Here is a 13242-nt window from a genome sequence, read left to right on the forward strand (position 1 = left end):
AATTAAACATACAATAGTTTTCTGGTGAAAAGAAAGGGGAGTTCTTCGATGGGCAGCAAGAGAATGTCCGGATGGTGGCCGCAATTGGTATTCGTGGGACCCGTTACCATCTTTTTTCTACTTATTATGATTATCCCGTTTCTGCTTGGCATGTACTACTCGTTTACCGATTGGAACGGCGTAGCAGGAACCGTTAACTGGGTTGGCTTCGATAACTTCAAACAAATCTTTACGAATGATGCCGATTTCTGGTCTTCCTTCTGGTTTACGATTCGTTTTACGTTCGTTGGCGTCCTCTTAACTAATCTGGTCGGCTTCTTTCTGGCTTACCTGCTGACAAAGAAGCTGAAATCCCGCAATGTGCTGCGGACGATCTTCTTTATGCCGAACGTCATCGGCGGACTGCTGCTCGGTTTCATTTGGCAGTTTATCTTTGTAAAAGGTTTCTCTACCGTCGGCGATATGACCGGCTGGTCGTTCTTCAACCTTCCATGGCTTGGGGATGAAACGACGGGCTTCTGGGGCATTACGATGGTTTTCGTATGGCAATCGGCCGGGTATCTGATGGTTGTCTATATCGCTTCCCTTACGAATGTATCGAAGGAAGTGCTTGAGGCTGCTGAGATCGACGGGGCAACGCGCATGCAGGTGCTTCGCAGCATTATTTTGCCGCTCATTATGCCTGCGATCACGGTTTGTTTGTTCCTGGCCATCTCGTGGTCATTCAAAATGTTCGACCTCAACCTGTCGCTCACCAAAGGCGGACCATTCAAATCAACGGAATCCGTTGCGCTTAACATCTATGCCGAGGCGTTCCAGAACAATCGCTACGGACTAGGTACGGCCAAATCGCTTATCTTCTTTATCGTCGTTGCGGTCATTACGCTCATACAGGTTCGCGTCACCAAGAGCAAGGAGGTTGAAGCTTAATGGATACCAAAAAATATACCGGAAAGCTGTTCATTACCGAAGCGGTGATGATTATCGTCGGCCTGGTGTTTCTCGCGCCGTTTTATTTCCTGCTAGTGAACTCGGTCAAGCCCTTCGGCGAGATCATGACCAATTCGGCCAGCTGGCCGCAGGTTTTTAACTGGGAGAACTATTCCCGCGCTTGGAAGCTGACGCGTTTCCCGCAAGCTTTTAGCAATTCGATGATCATCACGGTTGTAACCGTCGTCCTGACTGCGCTGATCAGCGCCATGGGTGCTTACCGGATGGTTCGGGCGAACACCCGCTTTAACCGCGTTTTGTTTATGTTTTTTGTGGCGGCTATGGTTATTCCGTTCCAGTCGATCATGATTCCTTTGCTAAAAGTCGTAAACGTGCTTGGCGTCAACAATAGTATGTACGGACTTATTATGTGTTATCTCGGGCTCGGCGCCCCGCTTTCGCTGTTCCTGTTTCACGGCTTCATCAAAGCGATTCCGCTTGAAATCGAAGAAGCAGCGACCGTGGACGGCTGCAATCCGATTACCGTGTTCTTCCGGATCGTGCTGCCTCTGCTAAAGCCGATGCTGATGACCGTTATTATTTTGAACTGCCTATGGGTGTGGAATGATTACTTGCTTCCGTCGCTTATTTTGCAAAAGCCCGACATGCGGACGATTCCGCTCGCGACCTTCGCGTTCTTCGGGCAATATACGAAGCAATGGGATCTTGCGCTTCCGGCGCTCGTACTCGGCATTGCTCCTATCGTAGCTTTCTTCCTGCTGTTGCAGCGTTACATCGTTGAGGGAGTAGCGGCAGGTTCAGTTAAAGGCTAACGCTTGTAATTGAACAGTCGATTCCATATAATAAACCATTAATCAAGGGGGATTTACATCATGAATAAAAAGCTGACTATGCTAATGCTTAGCCTCGTGCTGGCGATGAGCATCGTATTGACCGCATGTGGCGGCAGCAGCACCAACGAAGGCGAAGGCGGTAACACACCGAAAGAAGAAGTCAAAACGGTAACGATTTTTCAATTCAAAACCGAAATCGTTGAAGGCCTGAACGAATTGGCGGTTGAATTCAATAAAGAATACCCGAACATCAAGCTAGATATCCAAACCGTAGGCGGCGGTGCCGATTACGGCGCTTCCCTAAAAACAAAATTCGCTGCCGGCGACGCTCCCGATATTTTCTCCAACGGCGGTTACGCGGAAATGGAAATGTGGCTGGACAAGCTCGAGGATCTATCCGACCAAGCATGGGTGAAGGATCTCGTTCCTTTGGCTGCTGAGCCAATGACCAAAGACGGCAAAGTATACGGCATGGCGATGAATCTTGAAGGCTTCGGCTATATCTACAACAAAGATCTCTTTACCAAAGCAGGCATTACTGAGCTGCCAAAAACGTATTCCCAGCTTGAAGCTGCGGCAAAAACGCTAAAAGCAGCGGGCATCACGCCATTCGCTAACGCTTATCAAGAGTGGTGGTTGATCGGTAACCAAGGCATCAACCCTGCATTCGCGCAGCAGCCGGATGTAAATGCCTTTATCGCTGGCCTGAACGACGGCTCCGCAAAAATTCCAGGCAACGAGAAATTCGCGGATTGGGCTAAACTGATGAAGCTTACTGTCGATTACGGCAACAAGAACCCGCTCACGACCGACTACAACACGCAAGTATCGCTATTTGCGAGCGGCGAAGCAGCTATGATGCAAGAAGGCAACTGGGCGCAAGTACAAATCGATAGCATCAATCCTGACCTGAACCTTGGCGTATTGCCAATGCCGCTTGGCGAGGATGCTGCTGCGAATGACAAGCTGAATGTCGGTATCCCGGCTAACCTGGTTATCAACAAAGAATCCGACGTGAAGGAAGAAGCCAAAACGTTCCTGAATTGGCTCGTAACTTCCGACATCGGTAAAGAATACATCGTCAAAAAATTCAAGTTCATTCCGGCTCTGACTACGATTACGGCTACGCCTGAGGATATGGGCGACATCGGTACCGAGGTTCACAACTATGTGCAAGCGGGCAAAGTGCTTGGCTTGCAGTCCTCGAAATACCCGGATGGCGTAACGCAGGAATTCGCCAGCGTGATTCAACAGTATATCGCAGGCAGAATCGATGAATCTGCTTGGGAGACTGGCATGCAGGGCGCATGGGATAAACTGAAAAAATAAGTCTTTTTGAATGTGAATGGCCGTTTAACCGTCCGAAAGGAGGTTAGGCGGCTGTTTTTTTGCTGCTAGCTTCGGAGCGGAGCGGTAAACCCGAAGATAGACATAACAGATAAACCGTATGTTATGATGAAGAGATCTTTTCTAATCGGCAGTTTATGGTTTGTGCCATGTATCAAAATCCTAGGCGGGCGGGGTGCGAGGATATGGAAACGAAAGTCGCGTTAGTTAAACCAACTCTGGCTTTGAAGGACGCGTATCTGTCTTTTTATCAGGAATGGGCGGAAAGCGGAGAGGATATGGTGCCGTGGGTTATTAGCAAGGAGCCTGCTGATTTTCAAGGCATGCTTCAGTTTTTGGAGGCTAATGAAAGCGGCGAGAATTTACCGAAGGGCTGGGTGCCGGACTCTACCTTTTGGCTCGTAGCTGGCGATGAGCGGATTGTCGGTGCGGTCAACATTCGACATGCGCTTACCGAAAAGCTGCTGAACAGCGGAGGCCATATCGGTTATGGCATACGTCCCTCGGACAGACGCAAAGGCTACGCTGGTAAGCTGTTAGGCTTAGCTTTGGTCGAGGCGCGCAAGCTAGGCATTCGCAAGGTACTCGTCGTATGCGACGAGAGCAATCTCGCCTCAGAGAGAACGATCCTGCGTAATGGCGGAGTACCCGATACTCCGTATACCGAGGAGAACGGCAATGTAATCAAAAGGTTTTGGATATCGTGCTTTTCTTAGTCCAAATAATCCAAGAAATCGCGAGCCAGCTCATATCGAACGATTCGTTTTCCGGTACCGCGGTAAAAAGGTTGCAGCCACCCTCTTGCGCATAAGTTCCGTAGGTGATGAACAGCCGTTTTGTGATCCATGCCAAAATGCCGCTCCACATCTTTCGGTCGAATAGGCTCCGCTTGCCGGATAGCGAGGCGTATTATCTCTTTCTCAGCAAGCAGTGTGCGGGAAATCCGAGCCTGCCCTGGCTCAAATCTGCTGAGCACCATCCGTAGCATCGTCATGCAAAGATCTGGGTTCTTCTCCACATCATCGTATGCGAATGAGATAACATGATAGCCCATCGCGAACATAAAAGTTTCACGGTTTAGCTCATTGGAATATTTTTGTCGGTCCATGTCGCGCACATGCGAAGCAAAACCTTTGATTTCAATAATAAGCTTTATTTTCCCCGGCAGCAGCCAAGCAAAATCGGCAAAATACGACCTACCTCTCCAATCGATGACTTCATACTCGGGATGCAGATGCTGGAAGCTGCCCCGTAAAGGCCACCAAACGTTCCGTAAAAATAATGTTTCCGCATGCCCATGTCCTCTCTCCAGTCTGCCGCGGCGCTCCCCCTTCCTATTCTCGACATGATATTGAATAAATGAGCGTTGTGCCTCATCATACGCCATATTCATCAACCTCCCTGAAAATAGAAAACGTCCCGGTATTACTCGCGCAGGAGTAACAACGGGACGTTCTTCGTCTCTTTCATCTAATTATAGGACAACAGATTTGAGATGACTAGTCTTTTTGCAGAAAAATGCTGCTGAACGAAATTACCAAACTTTTTCTGGATAGAGTAAACGGATGCCTTAGATATTTAACAGGAATTTCTCCTTTTAAATTATCCTTTTCTGTATGTATGACAGCTTAACTGAAATTTCTCCTGCTAATTTCCTCAGAACGCTCCAAAAGCAGCTCAAAACAATAAATTAACTGGAGGTTTTCCATCTAATTGGCCGGTAGGAGCTCAATTTGAGCAATTAACAGGAGGTTTTCCAGCTAATTAAACTGTAGGAGCACTAGATGCGCATTTCTACTTGAGGTCACCCGTAAGTTATCCAAACTTTATATCGAAAAGAGTGATCGGGTGACTATGAGCTTCGTTATTTAACAGGAATTTCTCCCGTTAAATTAGCCCTTTCTGTATGTATGACAGCTTAACTGGAATTTCTCCTGCTAATTTCCTCAGAATGCTCCAAAAGCAGCTCAAAGCGACAAATTAACTGGAGGTTTTCCATCTAATTGGCTGGTAGGAGCTCATATTGCGCAATTAACAGGAGTTCTTCCATCTAATCGGCTGGTGGGAGCTCAAATTGAACAATTAACGGGAGGTTTTCCAGCTAATTAAACTGTAGGAGCACTAGATGCGCATTTCTACTTGTGGTCACCCGTAAGTTATCCAAACTTTATATCGAAAAGAGTGATCGGGTGACTATGAGCTTCGTTATTTAACAGGAATTTCTCCCGTTAAATTAGCCCTTTCTGCATGTATGACAGCTTAACCGGAATTTCTCCTGCTAATTTCCTCAATATGCTCCAAAAGCAGCTCAAAACAACAAATTAACAGGAGTTATTCCATCTAAGCGACCGGTGGGAGCTCAAATTGAGCAATTAACGGGAGGTTTTCCAGCTAAATAGACTTTGAGAGCATTAAATGTGCCTTTGTACGAAATGGTCCTCGGTAAATCAAGGGACGGTGGAACCCGGATTGAGCAATTAACAGGAGGTTTTCCAGCTAAATAAACGGTGAGAGCTCGAATTGAGCATTTGTACTATATAGTCACCGGCAAAATAAGCAGAAGCCCCGCTAATTCGAGGTTTGTTCGAAGCAACGGGGCTTCCGTGGAAAACGTTAGATTGATTAGCCCTGCGGCATATACTTACGGATATCTACGCCGAGGTTCTGTGAAAGCTTCATGCCAAAGTTGCGGTCGGCGCGGAAGAAGTTGCAGATGGCGCGGAGACGTATATCGTCGTTCGTCTGCTCCAGCTCACCAGTCACATTGGCAATCAAATTTGCCTGCTGCTGCTCAGACAAGGAGCGGAAGCGCTCGCCCGCCTGCGTGAATTCATCGGTTTTTTCGATCTTTTGGCGGCCCGCAACACCTTGCAGCGGCGCATAGGAATCGGCGTATGACGCCGCTTCCCTCGGGCTCTCCGAGGAGCTGTTTGGCTCATAATTAACAGAAGAAGGATTAGCATGCATCGTCATCGCGCCGTCGCGTTGATGGTTGCGTACGGGCGCATACGGACAGTTTACGGGAATGTGCAGATAGTTCGCGCCAAGGCGGTACCGCTGCGCATCCGGGTACGAGAACAATCGTCCCTGCAGCAGCTTGTCCTCCGACGGCTCGATGCCCGGAACCAAAGCGCTTGGCGAGAAGGCCGACTGCTCTACCTCCGCGAAATAGTTAACGGGATTGCGGTTCAACATCATCGTGCCGACTTTTTGCAGCGGATACATATCCTCCGGCCATACCTTTGTCGGATCGAGCGGGTCAAACGCATACCTCTCCATATGCTCAATCGGCATAAGCTGCACATGAAGCTCCCATTCCGGGAATTGCCCGAGCTCGATGGCATCATGCAAATCGCGAGTCGCATGATTGAAATCTTTGCCCTGCATGACGCTCGCTTCGGCTGCGGTGAAGTTCCGTACGCCTTGCAGCGATTTCCAATGGTATTTCACGTAAGTCGGTTTGCCTGCATCATTGATCCACTTAAAAGCATGAACGCCAAAGCCGTCCATCTCGCGGTAAGTCGCGGGTGTTCCGTCATCCGAGAACAGCCAAGTCAGCATATGCGTGGATTCCGGCGAAAGCGTCATGAAATCCCAGTAACGCGCCGGATCTTGAAGATTCGTATGCGGTGCCGGCTTCAGGGAATGGACCATATCCGGAAACTTCATGGCATCGCGGATGAAAAATACAGGCAGATGGTTGCCGACAATATCGTAATTGCCTTCCTGCGTATAGAACTTCACCGCGAATCCGCGCGGATCGCGTGCCGTTTCCGGCGACCCCGTTCCGTTGATAACCGTGGAGAAACGGACGAATACCGGCGTCTCTTCACCTGCTGCCTGCATAAAATGAGCCTTCGTATGCTCTTTCATGCTGACCTCCGTACGGAATACACCATGTGCGCCAGCTCCGCGCGCATGCACGACACGCTCCGGAATCCGTTCCCGGTCAAAATGCGCAAGTTTCTCTAACAGATGGTAGTCCTCTAATAGCGCAGGCCCCCGCACTCCGGCAGTTCGTGAGTTCTGATTATCGCCAACAGGCATTCCTTGATTCGTTGTCATGTAGTTGTCCATGATAGCACCTCTTCGATTGGTTTATATATTTAGACTTGATCTAAATCCTTAAACCAATCTTAACGGATAGCCGAATAGCTGTCATGAACGCATGATGAACGAGAGATGAACATCTCATGAAAAAGCAGCTGCCTCCTGGCATGTTATGCCTAAAAGGAAATCGCAGCGCACGCTAATCGCGGATATCCGCTATTCGGTAGCCTACGCCACGCACCGTGACAATATATTTAGGAGAAACCGCGCTATCCTTTAATTTTTTGCGCAAGCTCTTAATATGGGCATCAACCAAATTGCTGCCGCCGTAGAAATGCAACCCCCACACCGTATCAAGCAGCGACTCGCGCGACAGCACGGAACCGTCGGACGACATAAAATGCAGCAGCAAATCATATTCCGTTTTGGTGAGCTCGACACGCTGGCTTGCCCGGTCAACGGTCATTTTCTTAAGGTCGACCGTAATATCCTTAAAGGTTCGAATGTCCTCATCCACCGCCTTTGCTCCGGCTGCCGGCCGGTTCAAGAGCATGCGGTTGATTTGTTTTATAGCTTGCTCCGGCTTAGCAGGCCAAACTAGCAGCTCGGCTGCGCCGAGGGCAAACGTCCCGCGGCTGTCGAATGATTTCTGGTCCAGTAGAATCAAGACAGGAACCGCATGAAGGTCAGCAGACTCCAGCAAGTCCGCGCCGGCTTGCAGCGTATGGCCTGTCGAAGCGTGTACAACGGGTATCGCATCGAATACAAGCAGCTCCGGCTGCAGGCTTTGAAGCATGCTTTTATTAAAATCATGCAGCGAAAAAACATCAAAACATTCGGATGACAATGCGACAAGCAAGCTTTTTACCCGTTCCGGCATCGGACTGATGATCATTACCCGCTGCGTAATCGAGCATAACATTCCGTTTTGCAGCAGCTCCTCTTCCGAGAGGCTTTCCGCACCGACCTTATTCAACGAGTCATTGTCCGTTATGATTGTTTCGTCGCGCATTCCTCGCACACCCCTTCTATGACAACCTGTGCATGCTCGATTCTATATTTCGTTTCCGCCGCTACCTTCTGCAGCCACTCGCTTGGCAGCTCCGTAAGCACCTCGTCGACTCGCCCGCACACGGTGCAAACAATATGTTGGTGCTCGTCCGTACGGGCGTCGTAACGGCTAACCGCCTCGCCCAGCTTCAGTTCCCGAATCAATCCCGCGTCCGTCAAATACCGCAAGGAATTGTACACCGTACCGTAGGCGAAGTTAAAGCCTTTGCCGCGAAGCCGCTCAATGACATCCGCAGCCGTTGGATGGTCCGGCGCATGCTGAACGACTTCCAATATCTCTTTGCGCTGTATCGTTAAGTTGATTTTGTTCACGAAAACATCATCCCTTTTTAGTGACTTTAGACTAAGTATAAATTCATGAAGGTAAACGGTCAACCATCCTTATATTGGCCATCCTATTACTCTATGAAATAAATATCATTTTTTTGTCGAAATAAATAAACTGAATATTTACAAAATTCAAACAATGGTGTATACTAAGCCTATATTAAAGGAAAGGGGATAGTCCATTGGAGTAAGTTAGCGAAGCATGTCTCATTAACTCGGAAAGGAGTACCGATCGGACTTAAGGACATGCGGGGACAATAGCGAAAGACATGTAAACAGCCACTAGGAATAACAGGTACTTACGGAAAAGAAGGATTTGAAACAAATCGAAAGGAAGTTGATCGAGGTCATTAAAGCTAGGATCGAAGTCGATAAGGTTTGTAACAAATTCGAAAGGATAAAGAAGAAACAGGGCAAGCAGCGGAATGGAGCGTTTGAATAAATTGAATAGTTTTCTACCAAGCACGTGAAGGGCTTCTGGTTATCATAGATAAGCAGAAGCCCTTCTTACGTGCGTCTATAGGATGGGACTCAATAACCTGGAAATCGATTCTTTGAACCGGTTCATCATCGGCCGCTCCGAATAAATTTCAAGCGTCATCTCCGTACTATTTTTCATATCATCCTCAAAAATGCGTTGCAGCTTAGCCGATGTCTGCGTATCATAGATAAACGCATTCATCTCAAAATTCAGCTTAAAGCTGCGGATGTCGAGATTCGCCGTGCCAACCGAAGCGACCTGGCCGTCAATGACAAGCGTCTTCGCATGGAGGAAGCCTTTCTCGAACATATAGCATTTGACCCCGTTGTTAAGAAGCTCTCCCAAATAGGAATGCGTCGCCCAATACACGAAAAAATGATCCGGCATGCTCGGCAGCATGATCCGAACGTCGACACCGGATAAAGATGCGATCTTCAGAGCCGTCATCAGGCTTTCATCCGGTACAAAATACGGCGTTTGCAAACAAATTGTCTTTTTGGCCGCATAAATCATTTTTATATACGCATCCTTAATTTGTTGGTACTCCGTGTCCGGCCCGCTAGCTACCAGCTGCATTCCGATCGAACCGGCATTAATGCTCATGATGGGGAAATACAAATCGTTCAACAAAATCTTGCCCGAAGCAGCCAGATTCCAATCCATTAGAAACTGTGCCTGCATTTGCAGCACGGCGTTGCCCTTAACTCTCAGATGGGTATCTCTCCATTCGCCGAAATGCTCGTTCAGGCCCAAATATTCATCGCCGATATTGAAACCGCCGATATAGCCAACCTGCCCGTCTATAATAACGAGCTTGCGATGATTGCGATAATTAATCTTTAAATTCAAATAAGGAATCCGCGATGGAAAAAAGGCCGCTTCCTGGCCGCCAGCCGCCAGCAAATCATGAAAATACCGCTTGGGCAGGCCCGAGCTTCCAATATGGTCATACAGAAACTTTACCTCGACTCCCTCAGCTGCCTTCGCAGCCAGGGCCTTTACCAGTCTTCTGCCCAGCTCATCGTCTCGGACGATATAATACACGAGATGGATATGGTGATGAGCTCCCTCTATATCCTTCAGCAAAGCGTCAAATTTCGCATTGCCCTCGGTATAGATTTCTACCGCATTATTGCTCGTAAACAGCGCGTAGCTGGTTTTTAAGTTCATATAGATCATATCCTGGTAGCTTTGCATGGCCGGATCGCGATAAGCGATTTCGCCGTCGCGCAGCTGCCGCATCTGTCTCTCGATGGTATGCTCGATAATGCGCTGGCTGTCGCCGAGCAGCTTATACAGCTTTCTTTTGCGAATCTTCTGCCCCAAGATCAAATACAAAACAAACCCGATAACCGGGATGAAGAATAGAACCATTAACCAAGCCCATGTCGTGCTTGCGTTGCGCCGTTCAAGAAAAATGACGGTAATCGCCAAAAAGATGTTCAGCAGCATAATAATTGCATATGCGTTTTGCATGATAGCCGTTCGTATAATAAACACCTCAGTCTAATGTAAAAGCTAATGCGATCATACTCCAAGCACGAAGTATGTTCAAGCCTGATTATATGCTACAATTCAAGCAGAACAACCTATTGCTTCATTAATATCCCATTCACATGAAATGCATCAAAATATAAGTTAATAATAAGCCGGGAACGATTGGCTCTGATTTTTTTAGATGAACCGCAGCGCTGGCACTGGAGGAACAACGATGGATATACGTAAATTTAGATTGGACGAGAAATCCCTTGGCACCTTTAGCGAGGAGCGAGACGAATACGAAAGAGATTATGCGAGGCTAATCCAATCCCCCGCGTTTCGCCGCCTGCAGGGCAAATCGCAGGTATTTGGCGCAGGCACGGGCGACTATTACAGAACTAGGCTGACCCATTCCCTGGAGGTTTCCCAGATCGCGCGCGAGGTTGCCCGCAGACTGGGCAAGCAATATGATTTTCTCTCCCGCAAGGAGCATCCTGGCCTTGTATTGGATCCCGCCGTCGTTGAAATTGCGGCGCTCGCGCATGATCTCGGACATCCGCCGTTTGGCCATAAAGGCGAAGAGGTGCTCAATCATGTGCTCATGGAAGAGTACGGCATTCCTTACGAGGGAAATGCGCAAAACTTTCGTATTTTGATGTTTTTGGAGAAACGCGCCGGCAGCGGAAGCGGCCTCGATTTGACTGCTGCTGTCCTGCTCGCGGTCAATAAATACCCGTTCAGCCTTGGCGAGCCCGACCGTCTAAAGGGTGTGTACGTCACCGAGTGGGGTGAGATCGAGCAGCTGCGCCGCTCATGGAAAATTCCGATCGGCTGCTCCACGCTGGAAGCCCAGCTTATGGATCTATGCGATGATATCGCTTATTCCACGCATGATATCGAGGATGGCATCCGTGCCGGCAAAATCCAAATGAACCGCACCTTTTTCGAAGACAGCAGGCTCATCGACCATGTCGTTCAGGAAATTGTCGAGGATAAAGGCAATACGGGCATCGGCTGGGGAGAGGTGGACATTCCCGCCATGGTCAAGCGTGTGCTCGTCTCCTATTTCGAGCAGTGGCAGGAGCTTTACGTCAGCTGCGAGCGCGAACCCTCGCGCACCCGGCGGGAGATGAAGGCAAGATGGGTAAGCCTTTTCGCCGGCAAGGTCGGTATCATTGACGATACCTCGCGCGGCTGGAAGAAGGTCACCTTCGTAAACAATGGGCAGCAGGATATCGATTTGCTGCGGACGATGGAAATATTGAAGAAGCTCGCATGGGTAACGCTCATTAAGGACTTCCGCGTTCAGCGGCTGCAGATGCGCAGCGAGATCATGATCCGCAGGCTGTGGGACAGCTTCAAGGTTCCCGAATACGGCCGGCTCATCATTCCGCCCGACTGGATTGAAAATTACGAGCTTCATAAGAGCAAATGGAGCTGGCCCCGGTTTGTCGCCGATTATATCTCGGGTATGACCGACGCCTATGCCGAGAAAGTATACGCCGAGCTCTATGCCAGCAAGTCGGGCTCGATTTACGAGATGGATTAACAAGCGTAAACAGCTGATGCCGCTTTGGCGGCAAAAGCTCGTTTCGCGGTGAAATATAAGCAACGTATACGGTTAAAATTTATATTTTCTTATATTTGAAAAAAGCGCAGCAGGGATGAGCTTGGCTCACTCCCCTCTGCGCTTTTTTTTAGTTAAAGCTAGTCTCGTTCTCTTATCGTGCTGACCGCGCCCGCAGACAGCTCGGTAATATAATCGAAGAAACGGACAGGATCAACGTCATATACGAGGCTGACCGGGCGCCCGTCCGCGCGTTCTACCATGCGGCCTTGGCTCGGCCCGTCCTTGATCACGCCGCTGTTGACTGTTTTGATCGCCGCCAACCCCGGGTTGCCTAAGATAGCCGTCGTCAGTACATCCCACAAATAATACGTCGAATTGGTCTCCATATAAACGAGCGGCGGACAGGCGGCGTAGCATTGGCCTACAAAATCAAGTCCCTCGTGCTTCCGCAGCGATGCCCAGCGATTGCGGACCTCCATCGTAAGCGGAACCTTGTTCGTGCTCTCCAAAGCGACGAGCACGATTTGAATCCGGCTAGCCCATACGCGGTGTACGGCTTCAGGATCCCAGAAGGCGTTCCATTCCGCAGTACCGTCATGCTCGGGCTCCTGGACGTTCCCCTTCTCATTAAACGTGCCGCCCATCCATACGAGCTTCTCGATCTTCTCTTCGATATCCGGCGCTTCCTCCAATGCCCGCGCGAGATCGGTAAGCGGGCCCGTGAACAGCAAAGTCACCTTCTCTTCGGAGCGGCGCAGCTGGTCCACCATGTGCTGGTGGGCAGGCTGTGCGGCGACTGCCGTTGAAATAAACCCGGATTCGTTCAGGATAGGGAGCGCATCCACGAAAAACGTATGCATCCGCCATTCAGCGGGGAAAGGGTTCACGCCGCGTGAATTCGACCTTGCCACCTCAATCGACTTCGTCTTGGCCGGGTCACCGAAGCGGTCGATGATTTTGCAGCTCGCCTTGATGCCGGGCTCCAAATAACCGTCTGCCGGGATCACGGATACCCCAAGCAGCTCAACCTCTTTCATTTGCAGCAAAAGAAACAGGGATACCAGATCGTCTACGCCGGCATCATGATTAAAATAAATTTTATTTCCCATATCTATCCATCCTTTCCGGGTATA

11 protein-coding genes are annotated in these 13242 nt (G+C 49.3%); 5 read left to right on the top strand and 6 right to left on the bottom strand.

The annotated features are described in order from the left end of the window. Positions 1–48 precede the first annotated feature (48 nt). The 4 genes from MRBLPE1_RS27590 to MRBLPE1_RS27605 all read left to right on the top strand — a co-directional run bounded on the left by MRBLPE1_RS27590 (position 49) and on the right by MRBLPE1_RS27605 (position 3847). On the top strand, positions 49–930 hold the full coding sequence (locus MRBLPE1_RS27590) for a carbohydrate ABC transporter permease (protein ID WP_364151952.1): 882 nt from the start codon (positions 49–51) through the stop codon (positions 928–930). Next, the gene (locus MRBLPE1_RS27595; protein WP_364151955.1) at positions 930–1763 is read left to right on the top strand and encodes a carbohydrate ABC transporter permease; all 834 of its coding nucleotides are present in this window, start codon (positions 930–932) and stop codon (positions 1761–1763) included. Before MRBLPE1_RS27590 ends, MRBLPE1_RS27595 begins: the two co-directional genes overlap by 1 nt. 60 nt (positions 1764–1823) lie before the next feature. Further along, the gene (locus tag MRBLPE1_RS27600) at positions 1824–3113 is read left to right on the top strand and encodes an ABC transporter substrate-binding protein (protein ID WP_364151957.1); all 1290 of its coding nucleotides are present in this window, start codon (positions 1824–1826) and stop codon (positions 3111–3113) included. Positions 3114–3316: 203 nt separating this feature from the next. After that, on the top strand, positions 3317–3847 hold the full coding sequence (locus tag MRBLPE1_RS27605; protein WP_364151960.1) for a GNAT family N-acetyltransferase: 531 nt from the start codon (positions 3317–3319) through the stop codon (positions 3845–3847). Here MRBLPE1_RS27605 and MRBLPE1_RS27610 read toward each other — a convergent pair. From MRBLPE1_RS27610 to cls, 5 genes are all read right to left on the bottom strand, one after another. After that, a complete protein-coding gene (locus MRBLPE1_RS27610; RefSeq protein WP_364151962.1) occupies positions 3844–4518 on the bottom strand; it encodes a DUF559 domain-containing protein in 675 nt (224 codons plus the stop codon). The genes MRBLPE1_RS27605 and MRBLPE1_RS27610 overlap by 4 nt on opposite strands. Before the next feature lie 1235 nt (positions 4519–5753). Next, positions 5754–7208: a catalase gene (locus tag MRBLPE1_RS27615; RefSeq protein WP_364151964.1), complete on the bottom strand. Its 1455-nt coding sequence runs from the start codon at positions 7206–7208 to the stop codon at positions 5754–5756. A 172-nt stretch (positions 7209–7380) separates the two neighbouring features. Then, the gene (locus tag MRBLPE1_RS27620) at positions 7381–8193 is read right to left on the bottom strand and encodes a winged helix-turn-helix transcriptional regulator (RefSeq protein ID WP_364151966.1); all 813 of its coding nucleotides are present in this window, start codon (positions 8191–8193) and stop codon (positions 7381–7383) included. Next, positions 8172–8564: a Fur family transcriptional regulator gene (locus tag MRBLPE1_RS27625; protein WP_364151968.1), complete on the bottom strand. Its 393-nt coding sequence runs from the start codon at positions 8562–8564 to the stop codon at positions 8172–8174. The genes MRBLPE1_RS27620 and MRBLPE1_RS27625 overlap by 22 nt, the downstream gene beginning before the upstream one ends. A 532-nt stretch (positions 8565–9096) precedes the next feature. Then, positions 9097–10536 carry a cardiolipin synthase gene (gene cls / locus MRBLPE1_RS27630; RefSeq protein ID WP_364151970.1) on the bottom strand — a complete coding sequence of 480 codons (1440 nt, stop codon included), beginning with the start codon at positions 10534–10536 and terminating at the stop codon, positions 9097–9099. A 235-nt stretch (positions 10537–10771) separates the two neighbouring features. On the opposite strand from cls, the gene MRBLPE1_RS27635 reads away from it, so the two are divergent. Next, a complete protein-coding gene (locus tag MRBLPE1_RS27635) occupies positions 10772–12088 on the top strand; it encodes a deoxyguanosinetriphosphate triphosphohydrolase family protein (RefSeq protein ID WP_364151972.1) in 1317 nt (438 codons plus the stop codon). A gap of 158 nt (positions 12089–12246) precedes the next feature. Here MRBLPE1_RS27635 and MRBLPE1_RS27640 read toward each other — a convergent pair whose 3' ends face one another. Then, positions 12247–13218, bottom strand: coding sequence for a nucleoside hydrolase (locus tag MRBLPE1_RS27640; RefSeq protein ID WP_364151974.1), 972 nt, complete (start codon positions 13216–13218; stop codon positions 12247–12249). Positions 13219–13242 lie beyond the last annotated feature (24 nt).

The organism is Paenibacillus sp. LPE1-1-1.1 (assembly GCF_040676435.1).
Lineage (GTDB): Bacteria > Bacillota > Bacilli > Paenibacillales > Paenibacillaceae > Pristimantibacillus.

Bases quoted from the DNA above. Each gene is read 5' to 3' on its own strand.
- MRBLPE1_RS27640 (WP_364151974.1), bottom strand. From the start codon at position 13,218: ATGGGAAATAAAATTTATTTTAATCATGATGCCGGCGTAGACGATCTG.
- cls (WP_364151970.1), bottom strand. From the start codon at position 10,536: ATGCAAAACGCATATGCAATTATTATGCTGCTGAACATCTTTTTGGCG.
- MRBLPE1_RS27605 (WP_364151960.1), top strand. From the start codon at position 3,317: ATGGAAACGAAAGTCGCGTTAGTTAAACCAACTCTGGCTTTGAAGGAC.
- MRBLPE1_RS27620 (WP_364151966.1), bottom strand. From the start codon at position 8,193: ATGCGCGACGAAACAATCATAACGGACAATGACTCGTTGAATAAGGTC.
- MRBLPE1_RS27615 (WP_364151964.1), bottom strand. From the start codon at position 7,208: ATGGACAACTACATGACAACGAATCAAGGAATGCCTGTTGGCGATAAT.
- MRBLPE1_RS27635 (WP_364151972.1), top strand. From the start codon at position 10,772: ATGGATATACGTAAATTTAGATTGGACGAGAAATCCCTTGGCACCTTT.
- MRBLPE1_RS27610 (WP_364151962.1), bottom strand. From the start codon at position 4,518: ATGGCGTATGATGAGGCACAACGCTCATTTATTCAATATCATGTCGAG.
- MRBLPE1_RS27600 (WP_364151957.1), top strand. From the start codon at position 1,824: ATGAATAAAAAGCTGACTATGCTAATGCTTAGCCTCGTGCTGGCGATG.
- MRBLPE1_RS27595 (WP_364151955.1), top strand. From the start codon at position 930: ATGGATACCAAAAAATATACCGGAAAGCTGTTCATTACCGAAGCGGTG.
- MRBLPE1_RS27590 (WP_364151952.1), top strand. From the start codon at position 49: ATGGGCAGCAAGAGAATGTCCGGATGGTGGCCGCAATTGGTATTCGTG.